General features: G+C 62.3%; 21 protein-coding genes. 12 read left to right on the top strand and 9 right to left on the bottom strand.

Annotated features, from left to right (window positions below; translation table 11 throughout):
* Nucleotides 1–30 precede the first annotated feature (30 nt).
* The 5 genes from dnaG to AC3YOG_RS12675 all read left to right on the top strand — a co-directional run bounded on the left by dnaG (nt 31) and on the right by AC3YOG_RS12675 (nt 5,187).
* On the top strand, nt 31–1,974 hold the full coding sequence (gene dnaG, locus AC3YOG_RS12695; protein WP_489935343.1) for a DNA primase: 1,944 nt from the start codon (nt 31–33) through the stop codon (nt 1,972–1,974).
* 178 nt (nt 1,975–2,152) lie between these two features.
* Nucleotides 2,153–4,228, top strand: a complete 2,076-nt coding sequence (gene rpoD / locus AC3YOG_RS12690; RefSeq protein ID WP_489935342.1) for an RNA polymerase sigma factor RpoD — start codon at nt 2,153–2,155, stop codon at nt 4,226–4,228.
* Nucleotides 4,229–4,288: 60 nt separating this feature from the next.
* Nucleotides 4,289–4,582 (top strand): DUF2442 domain-containing protein, encoded by a 294-nt coding sequence (locus AC3YOG_RS12685; RefSeq protein WP_127753656.1) that lies wholly within the window; start codon nt 4,289–4,291, stop codon nt 4,580–4,582.
* 11 nt (nt 4,583–4,593) lie between these two features.
* Complete coding sequence (locus tag AC3YOG_RS12680; protein ID WP_489888925.1) at nt 4,594–4,887, top strand: HlyU family transcriptional regulator; 294 nt, start codon at nt 4,594–4,596, stop codon at nt 4,885–4,887.
* A gap of 78 nt (nt 4,888–4,965) precedes the next feature.
* Nucleotides 4,966–5,187: a hypothetical protein gene (locus AC3YOG_RS12675; RefSeq protein ID WP_127753654.1), complete on the top strand. Its 222-nt coding sequence runs from the start codon at nt 4,966–4,968 to the stop codon at nt 5,185–5,187.
* 11 nt (nt 5,188–5,198) lie between these two features.
* On the opposite strand, the gene AC3YOG_RS12670 is transcribed toward AC3YOG_RS12675, so the two are convergent.
* From AC3YOG_RS12670 to AC3YOG_RS12660, 3 genes are all read right to left on the bottom strand, one after another.
* On the bottom strand, nt 5,199–6,248 hold the full coding sequence (locus tag AC3YOG_RS12670; RefSeq protein ID WP_489935341.1) for an LLM class flavin-dependent oxidoreductase: 1,050 nt from the start codon (nt 6,246–6,248) through the stop codon (nt 5,199–5,201).
* A gap of 177 nt (nt 6,249–6,425) precedes the next feature.
* Nucleotides 6,426–6,758, bottom strand: coding sequence for a hypothetical protein (locus AC3YOG_RS12665; protein WP_127753652.1), 333 nt, complete (start codon nt 6,756–6,758; stop codon nt 6,426–6,428).
* A 165-nt stretch (nt 6,759–6,923) separates the two neighbouring features.
* Nucleotides 6,924–8,945, bottom strand: a complete 2,022-nt coding sequence (locus AC3YOG_RS12660) for an OmpA family protein (RefSeq protein WP_489935340.1) — start codon at nt 8,943–8,945, stop codon at nt 6,924–6,926.
* A gap of 252 nt (nt 8,946–9,197) precedes the next feature.
* Here AC3YOG_RS12660 and AC3YOG_RS12655 point away from each other — a divergent pair, with 252 nt between their 5' ends.
* The gene (locus AC3YOG_RS12655; RefSeq protein WP_127753650.1) at nt 9,198–9,620 is read left to right on the top strand and encodes a secondary thiamine-phosphate synthase enzyme YjbQ; all 423 of its coding nucleotides are present in this window, start codon (nt 9,198–9,200) and stop codon (nt 9,618–9,620) included.
* On the top strand, nt 9,620–10,450 hold the full coding sequence (locus tag AC3YOG_RS12650) for a sulfite exporter TauE/SafE family protein (protein ID WP_489888929.1): 831 nt from the start codon (nt 9,620–9,622) through the stop codon (nt 10,448–10,450). The genes AC3YOG_RS12655 and AC3YOG_RS12650 overlap by 1 nt, the downstream gene beginning before the upstream one ends.
* 73 nt (nt 10,451–10,523) lie before the next feature.
* Here AC3YOG_RS12650 and AC3YOG_RS12645 read toward each other — a convergent pair whose 3' ends face one another.
* Nucleotides 10,524–11,240: an SIMPL domain-containing protein gene (locus tag AC3YOG_RS12645; RefSeq protein WP_172123723.1), complete on the bottom strand. Its 717-nt coding sequence runs from the start codon at nt 11,238–11,240 to the stop codon at nt 10,524–10,526.
* Between the two features lie 186 nt (nt 11,241–11,426).
* Between AC3YOG_RS12645 and AC3YOG_RS12640 the strand changes: the two genes are divergently transcribed.
* From AC3YOG_RS12640 to AC3YOG_RS12630, 3 genes are read left to right on the top strand one after another with little or no spacing between them, the layout of a single operon-like run.
* Nucleotides 11,427–12,578 carry a fumarylacetoacetate hydrolase family protein gene (locus AC3YOG_RS12640; protein WP_489935339.1) on the top strand — a complete coding sequence of 384 codons (1,152 nt, stop codon included), beginning with the start codon at nt 11,427–11,429 and terminating at the stop codon, nt 12,576–12,578.
* A gap of 24 nt (nt 12,579–12,602) precedes the next feature.
* Nucleotides 12,603–14,042 (top strand): aldehyde dehydrogenase family protein, encoded by a 1,440-nt coding sequence (locus tag AC3YOG_RS12635; protein ID WP_489935338.1) that lies wholly within the window; start codon nt 12,603–12,605, stop codon nt 14,040–14,042.
* A gap of 20 nt (nt 14,043–14,062) precedes the next feature.
* Nucleotides 14,063–14,551, top strand: coding sequence for a cupin domain-containing protein (locus tag AC3YOG_RS12630; protein WP_489935337.1), 489 nt, complete (start codon nt 14,063–14,065; stop codon nt 14,549–14,551).
* Nucleotides 14,552–14,557: 6 nt separating this feature from the next.
* Here AC3YOG_RS12630 and AC3YOG_RS12625 read toward each other — a convergent pair whose 3' ends face one another.
* The gene (locus AC3YOG_RS12625) at nt 14,558–15,886 is read right to left on the bottom strand and encodes a TIGR03808 family TAT-translocated repetitive protein (RefSeq protein WP_489935336.1); all 1,329 of its coding nucleotides are present in this window, start codon (nt 15,884–15,886) and stop codon (nt 14,558–14,560) included.
* A gap of 168 nt (nt 15,887–16,054) precedes the next feature.
* Here AC3YOG_RS12625 and AC3YOG_RS12620 point away from each other — a divergent pair, with 168 nt between their 5' ends.
* Nucleotides 16,055–17,344, top strand: a complete 1,290-nt coding sequence (locus tag AC3YOG_RS12620) for an O-antigen ligase family protein (RefSeq protein ID WP_489935335.1) — start codon at nt 16,055–16,057, stop codon at nt 17,342–17,344.
* Nucleotides 17,345–17,365: 21 nt separating this feature from the next.
* Here the strand turns inward: AC3YOG_RS12620 and AC3YOG_RS12615 are convergent, their stop codons facing one another.
* Nucleotides 17,366–18,601, bottom strand: coding sequence for a glycosyltransferase family 39 protein (locus AC3YOG_RS12615; protein WP_489935334.1), 1,236 nt, complete (start codon nt 18,599–18,601; stop codon nt 17,366–17,368).
* Nucleotides 18,602–18,812: 211 nt separating this feature from the next.
* Here AC3YOG_RS12615 and AC3YOG_RS12610 point away from each other — a divergent pair, with 211 nt between their 5' ends.
* Nucleotides 18,813–20,135 carry a GumC family protein gene (locus AC3YOG_RS12610; RefSeq protein ID WP_489935333.1) on the top strand — a complete coding sequence of 441 codons (1,323 nt, stop codon included), beginning with the start codon at nt 18,813–18,815 and terminating at the stop codon, nt 20,133–20,135.
* Between the two features lie 6 nt (nt 20,136–20,141).
* On the opposite strand, the gene AC3YOG_RS12605 is transcribed toward AC3YOG_RS12610, so the two are convergent.
* From AC3YOG_RS12605 to phoU, 3 genes are all read right to left on the bottom strand, one after another.
* Nucleotides 20,142–21,332 (bottom strand): GNAT family N-acetyltransferase, encoded by a 1,191-nt coding sequence (locus tag AC3YOG_RS12605; protein WP_489935332.1) that lies wholly within the window; start codon nt 21,330–21,332, stop codon nt 20,142–20,144.
* Nucleotides 21,333–21,438: 106 nt separating this feature from the next.
* The gene (gene phoB, locus AC3YOG_RS12600; RefSeq protein WP_127753639.1) at nt 21,439–22,140 is read right to left on the bottom strand and encodes a phosphate regulon transcriptional regulator PhoB; all 702 of its coding nucleotides are present in this window, start codon (nt 22,138–22,140) and stop codon (nt 21,439–21,441) included.
* 96 nt (nt 22,141–22,236) lie between these two features.
* Nucleotides 22,237–22,944: a phosphate signaling complex protein PhoU gene (phoU, locus tag AC3YOG_RS12595; protein WP_127753638.1), complete on the bottom strand. Its 708-nt coding sequence runs from the start codon at nt 22,942–22,944 to the stop codon at nt 22,237–22,239.
* Nucleotides 22,945–22,947 lie beyond the last annotated feature (3 nt).

The following is a 22,947-nucleotide window of genomic DNA, read 5'->3' as shown; positions in this document are numbered from 1 at the left end:
ATCGGTCAAGCCAGTGCTTACCTAGCGGCTATGCGCTTTTCCGATCAGTTCCTGGATGAAATCCGTCAGCGCCTGCCGATAACGCAGGTGGTGGGCGAGCACGTCATTTGGGATAAGCGCAAGTCGCAGCCGGGCAAGGGCGACATGTGGGCCTGTTGCCCGTTTCATGGCGAGAAATCCCCGAGCTTTCACGCTGATGACCGGCGCGGCATCTATCATTGCTTTGGCTGCGGGGTGAGCGGGGACCATTTTCGCTTCCTCGTGGAAAAAGCCGGGTTGAGCTTTCCCGAAGCGGTAGAGCGGCTGGCTGGGATGGCTGGCGTGCCGATGCCGGCGCGCGACGAGCGCCAGGAGAAGCGGGCCGCGCAGCAGCGCACGCTGATGGATGTGATGGAGCTGGCCGCCAAGTATTTCGAGGCGGCGCTGCATCACAATATCGGAGCGCGGGCGCGGGGCTATCTGCACGAGCGGGGTGTTTCTGCCGCCAGCCAGACGCGGTTCCGCCTCGGCTTTGCCCCCGATAGCCGCAACGGGCTCAAGGAGCATCTGGCGGCCAATGGCGTTTCGGCCCAGCAGATGCTCGAAACGGGGCTCGTGGCGACGCGCGACAATGATCCCATGCCCTATGATCGCTTCCGCAATCGGCTGATGTTCCCGATCACCGATTTTCGTGGGCGCATCATCGCCTTTGGCGGGCGGGCGCTGTCGGCGGATGTGCCGGCAAAGTACCTCAATTCGCCCGAAACGGAGCTCTTCAAGAAGCGCCAGACGCTTTACAACGGCCACACGGCCCGACAGGCCGCCCATGACGGAGCGACGGTGATCGTGGTCGAGGGTTATCTCGATGTGATTGCCGCGGTCAGCGCCGGCTTTGAAGGGACGGTGGCGCCCTTAGGGACGGCTCTGACCGAGGAGCATCTGCAGCTGCTTTGGCGCCTGAGCGATACGCCGGTGCTGTGTTTTGACGGCGATGCGGCGGGCCAGAAAGCAGCGCAGCGCGCGGCCGAAATGGTGCTGCCGCATCTCAAGCCCGGTCAAACCGTGAAGATCGCGACGCTGCCGGAAGGGCAGGATCCCGATGACCTGATCAAGGCGCAGGGCAGGGCGGCCTTTGCCGATGTGATCGAGCGAGCGCGCAGCTTGTCGGATGTGATCTGGAGCCTGGAAACGGGTGGGTTGGTGCCCGAAGCGCCCGAGGAGCGGGCAGCCTTGCAGGCGCGACTGCGCGAGCGCGCCAACTCCATCGGCGACAGTTCGGTGCGCTTTCATTACGCGCAGGCATTTGATGAGCGTTTGAAGGCGTTCTTCTCGCCTGTGCGCTCGGGAGGCTATGAACGGCGGGGTGGCGGAGGCGAGAAGCGATCGCCCTACGGTGCTGGGGGCTATGCTCGGTCGGGTCGCGGCTCACCGCGGGTGGTCGTGTCCGATACGTTGCGCAATTCGCGGTTGCTGAAGCCAGGTCTTGCCGCCGAGGCAACGCCGCGCGAGGCAGCGATCATCCTTAGTCTGGTCAATCATCCCGCATTGGTGGAAGACAAGTTCGAAGCGCTGGCGGCGCTCGACTTTGAGACTCCTTCGGCTCGCAATGCGCTAAGCGAAATCTTGCGGCTGGTGGTACGGCACCACGATATTTCGGCGGCCGATCTTAAATCGGCACTGAGGATTCGCGGATTTGGGCCAGCCTTGGAGCGAATGGAGCAAGTCCTGCAGGGGCAGGGCGTCTGGCAGATCGGGCTGGAGATTGCCCTTATTGACGCGGAAACTGGATTGAGTCACGCGCTGGCCTTGCATAACAAGAAAGTTCAGCTAAATAAGGAACTCAAGGCAGCCGAAGCGGCGCTGGGCGATGACCCGAGCGAAGAGACCTTTGAAAGGCTGCGCGACATCAAGAACCAGATAACCACTGTCGATGGCACAGAGGCACTGATAGAAGGATTTGGTTCGCTATCGGGACGCGCGACACGCAGTTTTTAGGGTTTCTCCCTAAATGCCGCGGGTACGCGCGATTTTGCATATGTGAAGAACCCGAAGCGAACCCGGTAGCGCGCCGCGGCGTTAACGCTTGAGCTACCGCACCTTTACCGCGCTTTGAGGTGTCACCACTTAAAGACCTTACCGGCACTCGCCTGCAGCGGGTCCCGAGGAGTACCAGATGGCCACTAGGGCAGCTACCAAGACCACCAAGGAAACCGAGAAGCCGGAAGCCGGCGCCCCCGAGGCGACGAATGACAGCCCGCTACTCGACCTATCCGATGCCGCCGTCAAAAAGCTCATCAAGGTCGCCAAGAAGCGCGGCTATGTGACTTACGAAGAACTCAATGCGGTGATGCCTTCCGAGGAAGTTTCCTCCGAGCAGATCGAGGACATCATGTCGATGTTCTCGGACATGGGCATCAATGTCGTTGATGAAGACGAGGTCGAAGAAACCGAAGTCGAGAAGGACGAGGACGAGGGCGGCGGCGGTGAAATCGCGCCTGCCAGCAGCACCGGCAGCGCGGTTGCGACCACATCCAATGCCAAGGCGGGTTCGGACCGGACCGACGATCCCGTGCGCATGTATCTGCGCGAAATGGGGTCGGTCGAGCTGCTGAGCCGCGAGGGCGAAATCGCCATCGCCAAGCGCATCGAGGCTGGTCGAGAGACCATGATCGAAGGCTTGTGCGAATCGCCGCTCACTTTCCAGGCCATTATCATCTGGCGCGATCAGCTCGCCGAGGGTGAAATCCTGCTGCGCGACATCATCGACCTGGAAGCAACCTATGCAGGCCCCGATGCCAAGCAGGCCGCTCCCGCGCCCGACCTCGTCAACCTCAACGCTGCCCCGCGCATGGAGAGCGTCGCTGAAAAGCCCAAGGCTGCGCCGGCCTCGCGCCGCGCCGGTTCGGGCGAGGATGACGACTATGTGCCCGAGGAGCCGCAGGCCCCGCAGGACCCGGTCGACGATGACGATGACGAGTTCGAGAACGCCCTGTCGCTCTCGGCGATGGAAGCCGAGCTCAAGCCGCAGGTCGTCGAGACCTTCGATCGCATTGCCGAAGCCTATGGCAAGATGCGCGAGATGCAGGACCGGCATGCCGAGGACCGCAGCGCCGATATCAGCGATGCCGATCGCAAGCAGCTCGATGAGTTGCGTGGCGAGGTGATCGCCGACGTCAAGTCGCTGTCGCTCAATGCCGGCCGCATCGAGAACCTCGTCGAGCAGCTTTATGACATCAACAAGCGGCTGGTGAAGCTCGAGGGCCGTTTGCTACGCCTGGCGGAAAGCTATGGCGTCAAGCGCGAGAAGTTCCTTGAAAGCTATTACGGCCAGGAAGTGAACCCGGCCTGGGAAGAGAACCTCGCGAGTTTCGATGGCAAGGGCTGGGCTGAGTTTGCCAAGCGCGAAGCCGACACGATCCGTGAGATCCGGGGTGACGTGGCGACGCTCGCGACCGAAGCTGGCCTCAATATCGGCGAATATCGCCGCATCGTGCACAAGGTGCAAAAGGGCGAGCGCGAAGCTGCCATCGCCAAGAAGGAAATGGTGGAAGCCAATCTTCGCCTCGTGATCTCGATCGCCAAGAAGTACACCAATCGCGGGTTGCAGTTCCTGGATCTGATCCAGGAAGGCAATATCGGGCTGATGAAGGCCGTCGATAAGTTCGAATATCGACGCGGCTACAAGTTCTCGACCTATGCGACCTGGTGGATCCGGCAGGCCATTACCCGCTCGATCGCCGACCAGGCGCGCACCATCCGTATTCCGGTGCACATGATCGAGACGATCAACAAGATCGTGCGCACCTCGCGCCAGATGCTACACGAGATCGGGCGCGAACCAACGCCGGAGGAGCTCAGCGAAAAGCTGCAGATGCCTTTGGACAAGGTGCGCAAGGTGCTCAAGATCGCCAAGGAGCCGATCTCGCTTGAAACCCCGATCGGGGACGAGGAAGACTCAAACCTGGGCGATTTCATCCAGGACGTGAATGCGATCCAGCCGATCGACGCGGCTATCCAGAGCAATCTGCGCGAGACGACGACGCGCGTGCTGGCTTCGCTGACGCCGCGTGAAGAGCGTGTGCTGCGCATGCGCTTTGGTATTGGCATGAACACCGACCACACGCTCGAGGAAGTGGGCCAGCAGTTCTCGGTTACGCGCGAACGTATCCGTCAGATCGAGGCGAAGGCCTTGCGCAAGCTCAAGCATCCCAGCCGCAGCCGCAAGCTGCGCAGCTTCCTTGATAACTAAGTGTAACAGGGCATCCTCGCCGGTGGCGGGGATGCTGATGTCGGCAAGGCAAGCTTTCCCATGTCCGCTGTGCAGCGCCTGAAGGTTACGGCGATCCGCGCCATAGTGCCATTCAAGCTGGTGGTCACGTTCTCGGATGGCTCGAGCGGGACCTTCGATGCTGCTCAGATGCTGAGCGAGCGCGGCGAGGGGGTGGAGCCCCTGCGCGACCGGCGTTATTTCGGCAGCGTAGCCCTGGCTAATGGCGTGCCGACCTGGCCGAACTATTTCGACCTGTCGCCTAGCTGGCTCCGCGAAGAAATGGAGCGGCGCGGTGAGTTAATTGTGCCGCGCCCAGCGCGGCAGCGCCCATAAGGAGGATGGCGATGTCGTTTCTGAGCAAGCTTTTTGGTGGCGGGGCCAAGACATCGGCTGAGCCGGCAGGGGATAAGGTCCTGGGCGAAGAAAGCTACAAGGACTTCACCATCCGGGCCATCGAGATGCGGGCGGGAAGCGAATATCAGCTGGCCGGGACGATCGAAAAGGACGTCGGCGGCGAGCTCAAGACCTATCGGTTCGTTCGGGCAGACCGCATGAGCTCCAAGGATGATCTGATTGCGATGGCTTTGAACAAGGGCCGGCAGATCATCGACGAACAGGGCGAGAATATTTTCAGCTAGCCCTTTTTTCAATCTTTGCAACCGGACCGGGCGCGCAGTCGTGCGCCTGGCGGTTGCTGCTGTTTAGGAGAACCTATCATGGCCAGAAAGCCAACCGCCCGCAGTGAATTCGTGATGTTTGACGTTATCTATGAAGATGGCAGCCAGCGCTCTAACCGCAAGGTCGACGCAGCCTTGTTGGGTGGCCTCGACGGCGATGAGCCGGCGCGTGCCGCCATCATGGAGCAAGATCGCGCCATTTCCGAGAAGTCGGGCCTGCCGCCGCTGCAGATCAAGTCGATCCGCCGCAGCGGCAAGTAGGCGCTTGCGTTTTATGGCGCGGCAGGCGCGCCCAAGGCTTTGTCCACCGCAGGCTTAACCACCGTTCCATAAAGCTCGATGGCCTTCATGACCTTGTCATGGGGGAGGGTGCCGACGCTCATCTGCAGCCCGAAACGGTCGTGCTTGAACCATTCATGCTGCTGCAGGATCTTGTCGATGACCTCCTGCGGCGATCCCATCACATAGGCTCCCTGTGGGCTCGCTCCAGCCTCGAACTGTGCGCGGGTGGTTGGTGACCAGCCCCGCTCCTTGCCGATCCGGCTCATGGCATCGCTATGGGCGGGAAAGGCGATGTCACGGGCGTCCTGGCTGTCTTGCGCGATGAAGCCATGCGAGCTGATGCCAACGGGTAGGTTGGTCTCTCTGCCAACTTGCACCAGAGTGTCGCGGTAAAACTGCACCAGAGGCGCGAACTGCCTGGGCTGTCCGCCAATTATGGCGATCATCAAGGGCAGGCCGTAATAGGCGGCGCGAGCGACCGAGTTTGGAGTGCCGCCCACCGCGATCCAGAGCGGCAGCGGCTGCTGCACGGGTTGCGGGTAGACGGTGATGCCGGGGATGGCGTGCGTATGCTTGCTGCCGGGCCAGACGACCTTGCCGCCCTCACGCAGCTTGAGCAGCAGTTCAAGCTTTTCCTCAAATAGTTCGTCGTAATCGTTGAGGTCATAGCCGAAGAGCGGAAAGCTCTCGATGAACGAGCCTCGCCCGGCCATGATCTCGGCACGGCCGTTCGAGAGCAAATCCAGGGTCGCAAACTGCTGGTAGACGCGGATCGGATCATCCGAGCTCAGCACGGTGACGGCGCTGGAGAGGCGAATGGATTTGGTGCGCGCGGCCGCTGCGGCCAGGATCGTTACGGGTGCGGAAGCCACATAGTCAGGCCGGTGATGTTCGCCCAAGCCGAAAAAGCTAAGGCCCAACTGATCAGCCAGCTCGATCTCCTCCAGGAGGTCACGCAGCCGTTCTGCCGGGCTTTGCAGATGACCATTGTTCAACAGATCCGGGGTGTTCTCGGCGAAGGAATAAAGTCCAAGTTCCATGCGATGTCCTTTCCGTCCGCCCGGAGATGACCCTGCTGCCTGGCGCAATCAAGAACGCACATGGTTGTAACTGCCCTATAGGGGCATTCCTGTTGCCCAAACAGAAGGGCCCCGGCGAATGCCAGGGCCCTGAAGATGCCTGCCTTGGGAGTGCAAGGGCACCGTATCTGAAGTTTATTATGGAGCCACTGGAGCGCCAGCAGCAGGGGCAGCATCAGTCGCCGGGGCGGCTGGGGCGGGGGTAGCTTCAACCGGGGGAGCCGATTCGATGGCCGGAGCTGGAGCCGTCATTGCGGGTTCAGCCGCGGGCTCGGTGACAGCTGCGGGCGCCGCTGCGCCATCAACTGCAGTTGACGTGCCGGAGTTTGCAGAAAATACCAGATAGCCAATCGCCAGCAGGGCGAGAGCTACGATAATGCCTACGAACCAGCCAGTGCCGCTACTTTCGCGCACATAGGTGGTCCGAGTTGTGTCTGTATCATACACGGTGTCGCGTTCTGGATTTGCCATAGTACTCACTCCTCTATGCTGTTCCGTAGTCCAGAAACGCGAGGTTTTTACTTTCGTTCCCGATTAAGTGATCACAAGGATGATGCCGTTCCGGGAGTCTTCGGGACAAAGAAAAAGGCCGGGCACATTGCCCGGCCTTTCCAAAATAGTGGCTCTGAGCGCCGATTACTTGTTGGCGACCGTGATGAGCGGCGTGATCCGGCGGATCGTCACGCGACGGTTTTCCCGCTCGGGAGCTTCGGTGCGGATCTTGAGATAGCGTTCGCCATAGCCCTGCGTAGCAAGGTTCTCAGGAGGCACGTCGTAGAAGTCGGTCAGGATACGAGCGACCGTGGCGGCGCGAAGATCGGAGAGCTGCAGGTTCGAGATGTCGGAGCCAACCGCGTCGGTGTGGCCTTCGATCAGGAAGGTTTCAGCCGGGTTGCTTTCCAGCAGGTCGAGCATCGCGGCCGCGACCTTGGACAGCGAGCCAACCTGATCCTGGCTGATCGTGGCAGCACCGGTGTCGAAGGTCAGACCGCCCACTTCGAGCTTGCGCACGCTGTCGCGAACGCGGGCCGAACGCTTGACCTCGTCGATGGAGTAAAGGCGCGCAACCTGTTCCACTGGTGGCTGGCGGAAGAACACTTCAACCTGTTCCTCGTCAGCATCGGCGGCATCCAGCACATATTCCTGCACCGGAATGTTGAGACGCAGCGGGGGGAGGTCCTGACCCGGGTCGCGCCATTCCAGGAGTTCGTCATCATACTGTTCGTCGAAATAGGCGAGCACGACTTCCTGCCCGTCCGGCCGGATGCGGGTGCGCTGCAGCACGTCACCATTGCGGTTGCGCACGGTTACGATCTGGGTGCCGTCGGGACGCGTCACGGTCTCGCGGATGCGGCCGTTGCGAAGCTCTTCGTAGAAGACCTCGTCCTCATTGGCATTGTAGAAGCGCGAAGTGTCCTGGCCGGGAGTGTTGACATAAAGCTGGTTGCCAAGCTCCACGACGACCTGGGTCAAGGTATCGCCATAATTGGTCTGCTGGACATTGTTCTGCTGAACGTTGTTTTGCTGAACGTTGTTCTGCTGACCGATATTGGTCGAGTTGTCGATGGCCGTATTGTTGGTGGTGTTGTTCGTGACGTTGTTGACCACATTGGTTTGGTTAACAACGGTGACGTTCTGCGGCACCTGCTGGGCAGGCAATGCCTGAGCCTCGATAACCTGACCCTGCTCCTCGCGAACGGCAAGGACGGCAGCTTCTTCAGGAACCGCCAGGCGAGCCTGGGCGTCCGCATCGCTGGTTGGCGGGGGCGCGGCAGGCTCTTCAGCAACTGCGGGCTGTGCTGCAGTTTCGGGGGCAGCCTGGCCTTCCACGGGAGCCGTTTCGGCGTCCTTGGCGCTGTCCAGAACCGGGGCGACCTGTTCCTGGGTGACGCCTTCGGGCAGATCTTCGATGACTTCGGCAGGTTCTTCGGCCGATAGGGTCTCGATCGACTCCGAGGTAGCAGGCTGTTCAGTGGTGGTGGCTTCGGGCGTGGTCAGCTCGGGGGTGGTTTCGGCGGGCTGTTCGGTTGCAGGCTGTTCGCCGGTTCCGGTGGTAGCGGCTGGCTCTTCACCGGCCTCGGTGGTTTGCTCGGCTGCTGGCTCTTCGGCGGTCGCGGGTTCTTCCGTGACAACGGTTTCAGCAGCAGGCTCTTCGGCTGCCGGAGCGGTCTCCTCAGCGGCCGCGGGCTCCGCTTCGGGCGCGACGTCCTGGGTGGTTACGGTTTCTTCGGGATCGGTTTCCTCGACGGTTTCTTCTTCAACCGTTTCTTCGTCTACCGATGGTTCTTCGACGGCTTCCGTCTCGACCGCAGGCTCTTCAGCGGGTGCTTCCTCGACAGCCGCAGGTTCTTCGGCCGGAGCTTCTTCCTCGACGGCAGGCTCCTCAGCCGGCGCCTCGTCTACAACGGCGGGCTCTTCGGCAGGGGCTTCTTCGGTGGCTTCGTCGGCAGCGGGAGCTTCCTCTTCGTCCGGGGCGGCTTCGGCATCGGCGCCGGCGGGCTGCGCGGCGATGCAAGATTCTAGCGTGCTGAACCCGGCGTCAACGCAAGCCTGGGGCAGTTCGGCTGGTGCGACGCTTTCCTGCGCCGAGACGCTCAATGGGGCAACGGCCAGAAGGCCCAGGCTCGTGCTGGTCAGGAGCCAGTTTCGGATGCGCATTGCTGTTTTTCCTTTAATTTTTAATGTTGGCATCAAGCATCAGCATCTCAGATGAACGGCTTCTGAACGAAACGACAGCTGGCTGGATGATGCTCTTATCCCCGCAAGCCCCGCAACGCCGGGGCTTAGGGGTGGTTCCACCAGAGCGCTGCGGCTTACTGTCTTGAAGCCAAAGATGGCGCGATTGCGGCGTAGGCCAGTGGCGGCGCGACGGGCGCCATGCTAGGGCGGGAACAGGCTCGTGGACCTTGCATGCACCAGATCATTGAAACGCTGACGATCCCGACCCAGGGGCAGGGGCTTTACGAGTTCACCGCCAAGGCTCGGGACGTGGTCACGCGCGCTGAGGTCGGCACGGGGCTGCTGACCGTGTTTTGCCGGCATACTTCATGCTCGCTGCTGATCGGGGAAAATGCCGATCCGGATGTGCAAACCGACATGCAGGGCTATTTTGAGCGGCTGGTGCCCGAGGGCATGGATTGGCTGGTGCATACCGCCGAGGGTCCCGACGATATGCCGGCGCATCTGCGCACTGCCCTTACCCAGACCTCGATCGGTATTCCGGTGATGGGCGGCGCCCCGGTATTCGGGACCTGGCAGGGCTTGTTTTTGTTCGAGCACCGCCGCCGCCCGCATTGGCGGGAGGTCGTGCTGCACCTGTCAGGAGAGCGCTGATGGCCTGGACTGAACTGGTCGGGTACTGGCCTTTCGTGCTGGGCCTCATGGTGACCGGGGTGTTCTCCGGCCTTGCCGCGGGTCTGCTGGGGATCGGGGGTGGTGCCATCATCGTGCCGGCATTGAGCAATGCGCTGCTCCTGCTAGGGTTCGATGCCGATGTGGTGCAGCACGCCGCGGTGGGTACCTCGCTCGCCATCATTATTCCCACCGGCCTGATGAGCGCACGGGCGCATCTGGCGCGTGGGGCGCTGGATGTGCCGACGCTCAAGCTTTGGGTGCCATTCATTGTCGCGGGGACATTCCTGGGTGGTTTGATGGCGGGGTTATTTTCCGGCGATGCCTTGCGGATCGTTTTTGCGGTGATGGCCTTTCTGATCGCCGCCAATATCGTGTCCAGCTGGCAGACCCGCTTGATGGGGCACCTGAACGGCTCGCGCTTGGTGCACCGGATCGCAGCCAGCATTGTTGGCTATAATTCGGCGCTGATGGGGGTCGGGGGCGGCTCGCTCACCGTGCCAACGCTGGTCGCCTTTGGTGCCACCATGCATGCCGCGGTCGGGACCTCAGCGGCGATCGGGGTGGCCATCGCCGTCTCGGGAACCCTGGGCTTTATCATTTCGGGCTGGGGCGTGCCGGGCCTTCCCCCACTCAGCCTGGGCTACATCAACCTGGTGGCGCTCGTGCTGGTGGGAACGCTTGCAGCGGTGTTCGCGCCCTATGGGGCGGCGCTGGCGCATCGGCTGGACCAAAAAACGCTCCGCTATCTGTTCGCGGCGTTCCTGGTGCTGGTCGGGCTCAACATGCTCTGGAAGGTGTTGGCTGGATAGGTTGATGGGGGCGGTTTGACTACGGTGGTCCGCCCCCATCGCCCATACCCCTCGCGAGAGGAGAGTGGGATTCTTATTTGTCGGTGTCGAGTTCCCATTGCACCGAGACATTGATGGCGAAGCTGAGCTCGCCAGCCTCGACAGGAACATCCTTCTGGGGCGCAGCGGCGGCCATGCTGCGCGCCTCGAATGGCTGCGGGCCGCTGAAGTTCTGGCTTTCGTTGATCGACACGATCTCCTCGAGCGAACCGCCGGCGGCAGTAGCATAAAGCTCGGCCTTGGTGCGGGCATCGGCAAAGGCTGCCTTACGGGCCTCGTCCAACAATTCGCTTGGATCCTCGACGCTGAAGGACACGCCATTAATGGTGTTGGCGCCGATGGTCACCGACTTGTCGAGAATGGCGCCGAGCTGGTCGAGCGCGCGAACCTTGACAGTCACGACATTGGCCACCTGGTAGCCGGCGATGCGAGGCGGCAGGGTATAGCCGTTGGTGTCGCGCTCGTCGGAATAAACATAATTTGGGCTGACTGAGAAACCCGAGGTCTGGATGTCGCGGGCCTCGATGCCCGAAGCCTTGAGCTCGGTGATCAGCTCGGCCATGGCCTTGGTGTTGAGGTCGAGCGCTTCGCGGGCGGTGGCGCCTTGGGTGGTCACGCCCGAGGTGATGAAGGCGGTATCGGGGGCGGCGGTGACTTCGCCTCGACCTTCGATGGAGATGGTTCCGGCATAGGCCGGCAGGGCAAAACCGGCCACGAGGGCGAGGGGCAAAAGAGCAGCAAGGTGACGCATCTGAACACTCCATCAGGGGCGGGGAGACTTCCCCAGTCAATGCGTCAGTATTGCGGCACAGCTGAACCGAAGTTGAACAAGGCTGTGGGTAATCGTTTAGCGCAGCCGAACGCTTCGGGCGCCGCGAGGTCTTGCGCGAGCGGGCGCCCGAGAGTAGTCAAATCCCATAAGCGGAGGGAGCATTATATGAGCGGGCAGGATTATCCCGAGGGCGTGTTGCTGGGGCGGGCACGAGTGCCGGGGCACAACCATCCACGCGTGGTGACAGTGCGCGACGACGTGCTGCTGGACATCACGGCGCCCCGTTTTGCCACAGTGCGCGACATTGCTGAAAGCCAAGATGCGTCGGGATATGTCAGTTCAGCGCAGGGTACGCCGATCGGTCGCGTCGAGGCGGTGCTACGCAACAGCCATGCCCCCAGCCACGATGCCAGCCAGGCCAGCCTGCTTTCGCCCATCGATCTGCAGGCGATCAAGGCTTCGGGCGTCACTTTCGTGGTGTCCCTGCTCGAGCGCGTCATCGAGGAGCAGGCACGCGGCGACAAAAGCCGCGCCGATTCCCTGCGCACAGAAATTCTCGACCTCATCGGCACGGACTTGTCCGAACTGGTGCCGGGCTCGGAAACGGCCGCACGCGTCAAGGCAGCGCTGATCGAGCGGGGCGTGTGGAGCCAGTACCTGGAAGTCGGCATTGGACCTGACGCCGAGATCTTCACCAAGGGCCAGCCGATGAGCTCGGTGGGCTATGGCGCCAATGTGGGCCTGCACCCCGCTTCGAGCTGGAACAACCCCGAGCCGGAAGTGGCTCTGGTGGTGACCAGCAAGGGCGCGATCATCGGCGCCACGCTGGGCAATGACGTCAATCTGCGCGACGTGGAAGGCCGTTCGGCGCTGCTGCTGGGCAAGGCTAAGGACAACAATGCTTCGGCTTCGCTAGGGCCATTCATCCGCCTCTTCAGCGGCGACTTCACGCTTGAAACGGTCAGCAATGCCGAGATCACGCTGCGGGTGGAAGGCGAGGATGGCTTCGAGCTCGACGGCCATTCGTCCATGAGCCAGATCTCGCGTACGCCGGCATCGCTGGTTGCAGCCACGATCGGGGATCACCATCAATATCCCGACGGCCTGGTGCTCTATCTCGGCACCATGTTCGCCCCGGTCAAGGATCGCGGCGGCGCCGGCAAGGGTTTTACCCACAAGCTGGGCGATGTGGTGTCGATCTCGACCCCTTCGCTGGGCACGCTTGTCAACCGGGTGCAATTGTCCACCCAATGTCCGCCCTGGACCTATGGCGCCAGCCACCTGCTGCGCGATCTCGCCAAGGCGAACCTGCTTTAAGGCTTTTCGGAAAGGCACGAAACCATGACTGACCTCTACCAGAACCTGATCGACGGCGAATGGGTGGGCTCGGATGGCGCCGAGAACATCAATCCATCCAACACGGCCGAAGTTGTGGGTGTTTATGCACGCGCCTCGGCCGAAGACACCAAGCAGGCCATTGCGGCGGCCAAGGCGGCATTTCCCGCCTGGTCGCGCTCGGGCATTCTCGAGCGCCATGCCATTTTGCGCAAGGCAGCCGACGAGATCCTCGCACGCAAGGCGGAACTGGGCGAGTTGCTGAGCCGGGAAGAAGGCAAGACACTGCCAGAAGCCATTGGCGAAGTGACCCGCGCCGGGCAGATCTTTGACTTTTTTGCCGGCGAAGTGCTGCGCCTGACAGGCGAAGTGGTCCAGAGCGTGCGCCCCGGCGTCGGTGTCGAGATCACCCGCGAGCCCATCGGGGTGATCGGCATCATCACGCCCTGGAACTTCCCCATCGCCATCCCGAGCTGGAAGATTGCGCCGGCGCTTTGCTATGGCAATACCGTCGTGATCAAGCCCGCCGACCTTGTGCCCGGCTCGACCTGGGCGATCGTTGATATCCTGCAGCGCGCGGGACTGCCCAAGGGCGTGCTCAACCTCGTCATGGGTAAAGGCTCGGTCGTGGGCCAGGCCCTGCTCGACAGCCCCGATGTGACCGCGATCAGCTTTACCGGCTCGGTCGGCACCGGCAAGCGCGTGGCTGCAGCTTCCATCGAGCACAACCGCAAGTTCCAGCTCGAAATGGGCGGCAAGAACCCGGTCGTGGTGCTGGACGACGCGGACCTCAAGGTCGCGATCGAAAGCGTGGCGCAGTCGGCGTTCTTCTCGACCGGCCAGCGCTGCACGGCCTCTTCGCGCGTGATCGTGACCGAAGGCATTCATGATGCGTTCGTCGAGGGTCTCGCCGAGCGCGCCCGCAATCTGCGCGTCGGCCATGCGCTGGACAAGAACACCGAGATCGGGCCGGTGGTTGATCCCAGCCAGCTCAAGCAGGACACCGACTATATCGCGATCGGCAAGCAGGAAGGCGCCAAGCTGGTGGCCGGCGGCGAGCGCGTCCAGAAGGACACCGAGGGCTATTTCCTCCAGCCGACGCTCTTTACCGAAACCACCAACCAGATGCGCATCTCGCGCGAGGAAATCTTCGGGCCGGTCGCTTCGGTGATCCGGGTCAAGGATTACGAGGAAGCGCTGGCTGTTTCCAACGACACGCCGTTCGGTTTGTCGGCCGGTATCGTCACGACCTCGCTCAAATATGCCACCCACTTCAAGCGCAATGCGGAAGCGGGCATGGTGATGGTCAATGTGCCCACCGCCGGCGTGGACTTCCACGTGCCGTTTGGTGGCCGCAAGGGCTCGAGCTATGGCCCGCGCGAGCAGGGCAAGTATGCGGCCGAGTTCTTCACCGTGGTCAAGACCGCCTATACCGCGGCCGGCTAGGCCTACCCAGGAGGGCAATGATGGACAAGGCAGACCCGCGAGCGGCGACCCCATTGGCCATCATTGCCGCCGAGGCCCCGGTTCGCACCAAGCCGTCAAACTATCCGCCGGTATTTGCGGTGCGGATGGAAGGGCGGGTCAAGCAACCGCTGGGCGACCTATTCGGCTTACGCAATTTTGGCGTCAACCGCACGACGCTCAATCCGGGGGCGGTCAGCGCCCTCCAGCACCGGCACAGCCGTCAGGACGAGTTCGTTTACGTGCTCGAAGGCGAGCTGTGGCTGGTTGCGGGCGAGACCGAAATGCGGCTTGAGGCGGGGATGTGCGCTGGCTTTGCCGCCGGCGGCATCAGCCACCATCTGGAAAACCGCTCCTGGGATTCCGCGGTCTATCTCGAGATCGGCGATCGCAGCCCAGGCGATGTCGGCAGCTATCCCCATGACGATCTCGTCGCCAACCACACGCCCGAGGGCTGGCGCTTCACACACAAGGACGGCACGCCTTATTGAGGCGGCTTAGTGCAGCGTATTGCCGGAGACGGTGAGGGCAGGGAACTGGCCCGCATCGTCCTGGAGGCGCGTCGAGGCGATCTCGTTCCAGCGCGCGCCCACGATTGGATGCAGGGTTTCGGAGATCAAGTTGCCGGTGATCCGGGCGGCGCCCGCGCCCTCGGCGACGCTGACGACGATGCCGCGCTCGGTGCCGCGGATCAGATTGTCGCTTACGAGCACATCCCGCAGGAACGGCCCCCAGCCCACGCCGATGCCGATGCCGGGCACGGCATCGATAATATTACCCGAGATGACGGCGTCTGCTTCGGCGGCGATGCCATAGGGATTGACGTCGGGATTGGTGCGGGAGGTGGCGGTGATGTTGCGCACGATATTGCCCGAGCACATGGCGAGGCGCCCCCCATTGTCCCAATTGGTCATGGAAATGCCGCCGGCGGCGCCATCCACCAGATTGTTGGCGATGATCGAGCCGGCAAAGGCGAATTCGGAATAGATCGCGATCTCGCCGCCATTGGTGCAGGTGTTGCCGGTGATCTGGGTGTCGTTGGCCGTGTTGAGGCGAATGGCCGAGAAGGCGCAGTCGCTGATCTGGTTGTCCGAAACGATCACGCCGTCAGCGCGGAAAATGTTGATGCCGTTGCCGTTCTGGCCATTGCCGCCGTCGCGCCAGTCGATGCTGCCGACCGCATTGTTGGTGATGATGGAGCGATCCCAGCCCGGTTCGCTGCGCCAGATCAGAATGCCGCCATTGCCGCAACCGTTGATGCGGTTGCCAGAGATGAGCAGGCCCAAGCTGTCGATCGAACAGATGGCAGCGTCGGCACTTCGCGAAAAGCTGCAGCCGGTTATGGAAGCGGCACTGCGCGCCAGGAGGAGGCCCTGGGCCGGGGCATCGGTGAAGCGGCAATCGCGCAGCGTGGTGTCAGTGGCGTCCACCAGTTGGACAAGGCCGGTATCGCTGCGGCCGGTGCCATTGCCGTTGCCAGCGAAGGTGAGGCCATCAAGGATGACGTCGGCGGTGTTCTCGATGGAAAGGATGCTGTCGCCGCCGGCGGCGAGCGCCAGGATGGTCTGGCCCGAGCCCTGCAGGCGGAGGGGAGCCGCGATGCGGATATCGGCGACCGCGTAGGTGCCGGAGGGGAGGGCGAGCGGCTGCCCCAGGCCGGTGGCGGCGTCGATGGCGGCTTGCAGGGCACCGGACTGGTTGGCGCTCGACGTGCCATCGAGGCCAAAGGCTGATGCGTCAAGGGCCGGTTGGGCGCGCAGGGGGGAAGCTAGTGCTGCGGCGCTCGCCATCACACCCAGGGCCAAGATGCTGCGTCGCTGGATCATTGCCGGTACTCCTTTGTTCAAGGCTAGCGAGTTGCGGCGAGAGCGGGGTTAAGGCGCGGCGGGGCGGGGCTAAAATCCCTCCGTGTGCTTAGCACTTCCTTCACGCGCAACTCCGTAGTGTTGCCGCGATAGGCGTCAGGCGGCGCCGCAGCGCTGCAGGGCCGGCTCATGGCTGAAATGGCGGGCGCCCTTGCGCCTCACACAGGTATCGGCACTCGGCTAGGGCGCGGCTTCCTGCGCGAGCGCGCGCTCTGGCTGTTACACGCAACGGTGGCGATATGGGTGTTCTCGGGTGGCGTCGTGCTGTTCGAGCCCTCGCCTTATGAGTTCAGCTTCGTGCTGGTGCTTGCCATGGCACTGGCTGCGGGGATGAGCCTTTTTAGTTCGACTATCCCGTTGCTGCTGCTGACGACGGCGTTTATCCCGTTCGGGCTTATCGCAGCGTTCCAGGTGCGCTACACGCCACTGACCGAGGCTTTCACCTTTGTCGCGGTGACGATCTTCCTGTTCATCACCAGCTATTTCGTCGCGAACTTCGTGGGTGAAGCTCCGGAACGGCGGGTCCGGCTGATCGTTCGTGCTTATATGGCTATCGCCGTGCTGTCGTCAGTGCTCGGCGTCTTGGCTTATCTCGGCCTCATGCCGGGCGCTGATGCCTTTGTGCTGTATGGTCGCGCCAAGGGGCTGTTCAAGGACCCCAATGTGTATGGCCCCTTCCTGATCCTGCCGGCCATGTATGTGCTGCGCGACGTGTTTTTCCTGCGCGGCGGCAAGCTCTTTATCCCCGCCATCTTGTTCATGCTGGTGATGATCGGCGTGTTCATGAGCTTTTCACGGGCGGCATGGGGGCATTTTGCCCTGTCGTCGCTGCTGGTGTTCGGCTTGTGCTTTTTTCTGGAAGCTTATGCTCGCGACAAGGTGCGGATGCTGCTCCTGGCGCTGGCGGGCTTGTTTGTGATCATGATCGCGTTCGCCGGGTTGCTGAGTATCCCGGCAGTGGGGAGCCTGTTCGAGGAGCGGGCCAGCGTCACGCAGGATTATGATACCGGCGATACCGGGCGGTTTGGGCGGCAGGGCTATGCGTTCGATCTGGCGCTATCGCATCCGCTGGGACTTGGACCGACCGAGTTCCACAATCTGCGCATCATCGAGCAGCCGCACAACACCTATGTCACTGTGATCCAGGCCTATGGCTGGGGTGGCGGCGCCTGTTATTACCTGCTGGTGCTGGCGACGTTGTGGCGCGGGTTCCGCGGCCTGGCCGACCGGAGCCGGCGCAAGCTGCTGATCCCGGCACTGGCGGTGTTTATCCCGCTCGCGCTGCAATCGGGCGTGATCGATACCGATCACTGGCGGCATTATTTCCTGGTCGTAGGGTTGATCTGGGGCGTGACTGTCCGGGCCGATCCAGACCTGCGGCTGCCCGCTTTGCGCAAGCAGGCCGCCCGAGGGCTATGACCCTCAGGCGGGCGGGAAGCGTCAGCCCATTGCGAGCACGCCCCCCAGCACGATCATCGCCAGCGTAACGAGCATGGAATAGGCCAGCAGAATGGACAGCGGCGGCGCGTGTCCGGGCTTAAGGGCCCGCGCTAGCAGCAGCAGCAGGATGGGCAGCCAGTCTAGGGTGAAGCGCTGGGCGGCATATTGCGAGAAGCCGTTGGAATGGTAGAGCAGCGTCAAGCCAAGAATGGCGGCGCAGGTGCCCAGACCCCACCAGAAGCTGCGGTTCCAGTTACCCAGAAACACCCACAACAGCACTGGCGTGACGAGGAATAGGGACGCGCCATTGGTGTCAAAGCCGCCCATCTCGGTCAGATAAGGGCCGGTGAAATCCACATGCGGGCCGGCGATGAACATGTAGATGAAGTTGAAGATGAAGTAAGCGGGGGCAAAGATCCCGATTTCGCGTACCCGCGAGACAAGGAAGTTGCCCGCCGTCTCCCCTGTGTCGAACTGGGGTGGGAAGATATAGTTGTAGCCCGTTTCGGTGAAGGAATCGAAGCGCACATAGTTGTAGGCGAGGTAGATCAGCACCCCGAGAATGGGGAAGGCAGCAAGGGTAAAGGCTCGCCGCCATGCGGCCCGATCGATGCGGAACAGGGGCACGCCATCTTCGAGCAGGAGGATGTAGAGGAAGGGCAGGTAAAGGATCGTCATCTGCCGCGACAGGAAGGCGAGTGCGATGAAGAGACCCGCGAGCAAACCGTTGCGTCGCACCAGCGCGAAATAGATGGCTGAAGTGCTGAACAAGGTTCCCCAGCTTTGGGCGAAGAACCAAACCCGATCGCCGCGAATGGCGACAAAGGCCAGTGGGGTTGCGAACAGCACCAGCAGCACGAGCAGGATGGCCAGGTCACGATTGAGGCGCACGGCCTGGTTGGCAATGCGCCACCAGAGCCAGCCGGTAAGGCCAAAGGCCAGCATGGTCAGCGGCGTAAAGAAGTGAAAGCTGCTGCCGAAGATGGCCACGAAGGGCAGCACCACCAGTCCGGGGGCGGGCGGAAACACCACATAGGTGCGGCCCTCATAAAGCGCGCAGTCGCCGTCAAAGCACGGCCCGGTGGTATCGAGCCGCCCTTCGAGCCAGGATTGGGCGAGCAGCGCGTAGCTGTTGGTGCCGGGCACTTCGCGCAAAATCGAAACTGCCATGACGGCGAGGAAGGCGAGGACGAGCCCGCCCAGCACCCCTGAGATAACAAGACGCTTGCTGTTCACTTCTGCCCCCAATTACTGGGCAAAAACCTAGCCAGCAAGAATGAAGAAAATCTCGCTGCAATTAGCAACAATTGGGAGGGAAGATGATTGGGGCTGAGCGCCAGTCGTGTTGCTGTTTCTATGCTTTCCCAAGCATTTCCACCCGCGGTTAACGGCGTGAACATGGAAAGGCACTAGGCTGCCCCGGTTCCTGCCGTTAGAGGCCAGTTGCTTGCGCGCGTTTGACTCCCAGATCGACCTTTATCAGCTGCTCGGAATTATCTGGGCGCGCCGGTGGGCCGCGCTGCTGGTGCTCCTTGTGGTGCCCGTGCTGGCATATGTTGCCGTGTCACGCGTTCCCCGGCTTTATGAATCTTCGGCCACGATCCTGGTGGAGCCACGACCCAACTACTTCGGGGCGGGTCAGCCAGCGTCCGTATCAGTTCCGGACCGAGCGACCATTTCCAGCAATGTGCAATTGCTGCGGTCACGCGACACTTTGATGGATGTGGTGGCGCAGCTCGGGCTGGCGCAGCAAGCCGAGTTCAACGGCGGCAAAACGGGGCAGGCGGCGTTTGACGCGGCGGTGCTGGCGCTCGAAGAGCGTACGCTGGTAACGAGCGAACTGGGAACCGCGATAATCTGGCTGAAGACCCGGGCCCGTGCACCCGAATTGGCACGCCAATTGGCGCTGAGCATCGCCGAAACCGCGATCGCCCGACGGGCGCAGCAGGGGCTCGACGATGCCCGGCAGGCATTAGCGTGGCTTGAGAGCACGATACCGGAGTTGCGGCAGCGAGTGTTTCAAGCCGAGGACGCCGTGGCCAAGTTCCGCATTGCGCGGGGGACGATTGGCGACCTGCCGGAGGGCAGCATGGTTGGCAGCCAATTGAGCGACATGGCGGGGCGGCGGCTTGCGGCTGAGGAGCGCAGTTTGAGCTTCAGGGCGCGTGCGGCGGTGCTGCGGCAGCGCCTGGCGCTAGGAGGTTCGCTGGTGGGCAGCACGGAACTGGCGGCGGACGCAAGGGGCAGAAGTCTCATTCAGCTCCGGGCCAGTCTGCAGGGACAGCTGGCGCAGCAAGCCAGCAGTTTATCGTTCAACCATCCGAATGTTCTGGGATTGCGGGCGCAGATTGCGGTTGTCGATGCGCAACTCGCTACCGCCGCGCGGCACATTGCTGACCAGACGGATCGGCAGGCCGAGACTGAAGCGGCTCTGGCTGAGGCACTGGCGGCCGACCAGCAGATCTTGCAACAATCCGTCGGCGGGGAAGAGCGCGACAGCGTGGCCCTCGCGGCGCTGCAGCGCGATGCGGCGGCGCAACGTAGCGTCCTCGAGCGTTACCTGCAGCAGGCCGAAGCGGCGCGGGCTCAGGTAGACGGGGGCGCTGCATTCCCTGATATGCGCCTGGTGTCGCATCCGGTGGTGTCGAGTGCACCGGTTTCGCCCAAGACCGGGTTGGTACTGCTGGCGGTGATGATCACGGCGGGAGCGCTGGTGTTGACCTATCTGATCGTCACGAGCCTTGTGGCCCGTCGTCCAGCTGCAGGATAGGGTCGATCAGTCGGGTTTTGGCTGGCGCCACTGGCGCAGCTGCTTGGCAAAGCTCCAAAGCTTGTCGTTCTGCTTGATGTGCCGCTTAAGCGCGCGCTTGCCATTAAGGAGGGCGGCGGCGGCAGTGCCCTTAGCGCTTAGCGCAATCGCCGCGTCGTTGATCGGCGTCTTCTGGGTCCAGGAGGTTTTGTAGGCGAAATCGCCCACGCCCATATCGATGCTGCTGATGCCGGCGGCGATAAGATCTTCCACCAGCAGGAACATCAGGAGGCCCACAAGGCTGTATTTGGAGGCCGGCCCGTCCGTGTTGGAGTTGATGTATTGCGAATAATGGCAGGGGGAATAGGTGCCTACCGCCGTCGCCACGATTTCTTCGCCGACATAAAGCGCATGGAGCGCTACGGCCGGCTTGTCCTCGCTGGCGCCGGCAATGGCCCCATCCCGGAACAAGGCGCGGAAGTGAGGCTCGGCAAAGACATTTGGCACGCCCATTTGCCGGAATCGCACGGAGCGATGCTCAAGGAAGGCCGCATGGACTTGGTCGATGTGCTCGAGCGTTGTGGCGCGGCGCAACGTGACGGGACCTAGCGTTTCTTCGAGCCGGCGACGCCCGCGCAGGATATCGACCCGCCGCTTTTTCGGGAGCGTTTCGAGCATGGTGGGCGCAATGTCCGCATAATAGAAATGGTCTGGCGAAGGCTGATGGGGAAAGCTCAGCAGGGGATTGTCAATGCCCCGCCATTGGGCAGGCAGGTGCTCGAAGCTGAGCACATCGACGCCGGCCTCGTCTCGCAATTGGGCAAAGGCCCGGTTCAGCACGGGTCGGGTAAGAAGCGCCGCAGCATCGCGCCGAACAGGCATCCAGTCGCTGTTGCCAAAGGAGGAGCCGGGAATGGCCGCAAAGGTGCAGCCGGCCTTGCGGTGAAGATGCAAGGGAAGCAGGGCGGCGGGGCTGCCATCAAATTCGATCAGGAGGGTGACGAAGTCCGAATCTTCGAGCTGCTGGGAGCGGGCAATCTCGGCAATCCAGTCGAAGCGCTGGTAGGGCGTGAAGATCGCCTCGCGCTCAAGAGCGCGCCACGCCGGCTCCGCAGCGGCGAGGCCGCGCTGCAGGGTGATGCCGCCGCCGGACGTCGTGGACGCCGGAGCCGGCTGGTTGGCAAGCTCGTCGATCAGGCGTTGATCCGTGGTGGTCATGCACTGCCCCGCCGTTCCCTCAAGAAAACAGCGTTAGCAGCCCGGCTTTTAACAAACCGCTTGAGCAGATCGTTACAAAATTATCAACAGGCGAGAGCAGGATCGCTCAGGCGGGCTGGGCGAAACGCTCGTCAAAGGCATAACCAGCGCCCCGCACGGTGCGGATCGGATCGGCATCGCGGCCCCGGTTGATCGCGCGGCGCAGGCGGCCGATGTGCACATCAACTGTACGTTCATCGACATAAACCTCATTGCCCCAAACGCCGTCCAGCAACTGCTCGCGTGAATAAACCCGGCCGGGATGGCGCATCAAATATTCCAGCAGGCGGTATTCAGTAGGGCCAAGATGGACGTCGCGGCTGCCGCGGCGCACCCGGTGAGTGGTGCGATCGAGTTCCAAGTCACCCAGCTTGAGCGAGGCGGTGACGAGATTTGGGCTGGCGCGGCGCAGCAGGGCCCGCACCCGGGCAACCAGTTCAGGCACCGAGAAGGGCTTGACCATGTAGTCATCGGCGCCGGTCGCCAAACCCCGGATGCGCTCTTCTTCCTCGCCGCGGGCGGTCAGCATGATAATGGGGATCAATGCGGTTTCCTGGCGGGCACGGAGGCGCCGGCACAGCTCGATGCCGGAAATCTCGGGCAGCATCCAATCGAGCAGGATCAAGTCGGGAACCTTGTCCTTGATATGCTCGAGCGCATCATTGCCGGTTTCGGCCGTGAGCACCGCAAAGCCCTCCGCCTCGAGATTGTAGCGCAGCAGGATCGAGAGGTCTTCTTCGTCTTCGACAACAAGAATTGTGGCTGGCATGGGTTACCCTCCAGTCGGGCTCATTGGCCCGATTGTTCAACTGCGCAATCCCTTTCCCTAGGGGCAGGGTGGCGCCAAAATAAACCTTGGTGCGTGCTATGCTTTGATTTGCGTGCGGTGCAGTTCCTGAACGTCGCCCGTAAGCTGCCGGCCGGTTTGCAGGTAGTAGGCCCGCTCGGCAATGTTGGTGGCGTGATCGCCGATCCGCTCCAGGCTTTTGGCGCAGAACAGGAGATGGGTGCAGGTGGTAATGTTGCGCGGGTCTTCCATCATATAGGTCAGCAGTTCGCGGAAGAGCGAAGTGTGCATGGCATCGACCTCGTCGTCGCGATTGCAAACCTCGATGGCAGCGGCAGCGTCGCGGTTCGAATAGGCATCGAGTGCGTTCTTGATCTGGCCCAGCACCAGCGCCGTCATGTTCTTGACGCCGTTATAGAAGGTGGGCTGTAGGTTCATGCCTTCGAGTTTGAGCGAGCGGCGGGCCAGTTGCTTGGCCATGTCACCGACGCGCTCCAGGTCCTGAGCGACGTGGATCGCGGTGATGATGGCGCGCAGGTCCGAAGCCATGGGCTGGCGCCGGGCGATCATGGACACAGCCATGTCGTCGATGCGGCGCTGCATGTCGTCGATGCGCTGGTCGGCGATGATGGTGAGGTCGGCCAGTTCGCGGTCAAGCTTCAGCAGCGACTTGGTGCCGTTCTCGATGGCGAGTTCCACCATGCCGCCCATTTCGGCAATGGCCTGGGCAAGCGCGACCAGTTCGTCGCTGTAGGACGTTACGATGTGGTCTTTAGTGGCGGGCATGGC

The organism is Devosia sp. Z6_126 (genome assembly GCF_058133495.1).
This window is presented reverse-complemented; position numbering and strand designations above follow the sequence as displayed.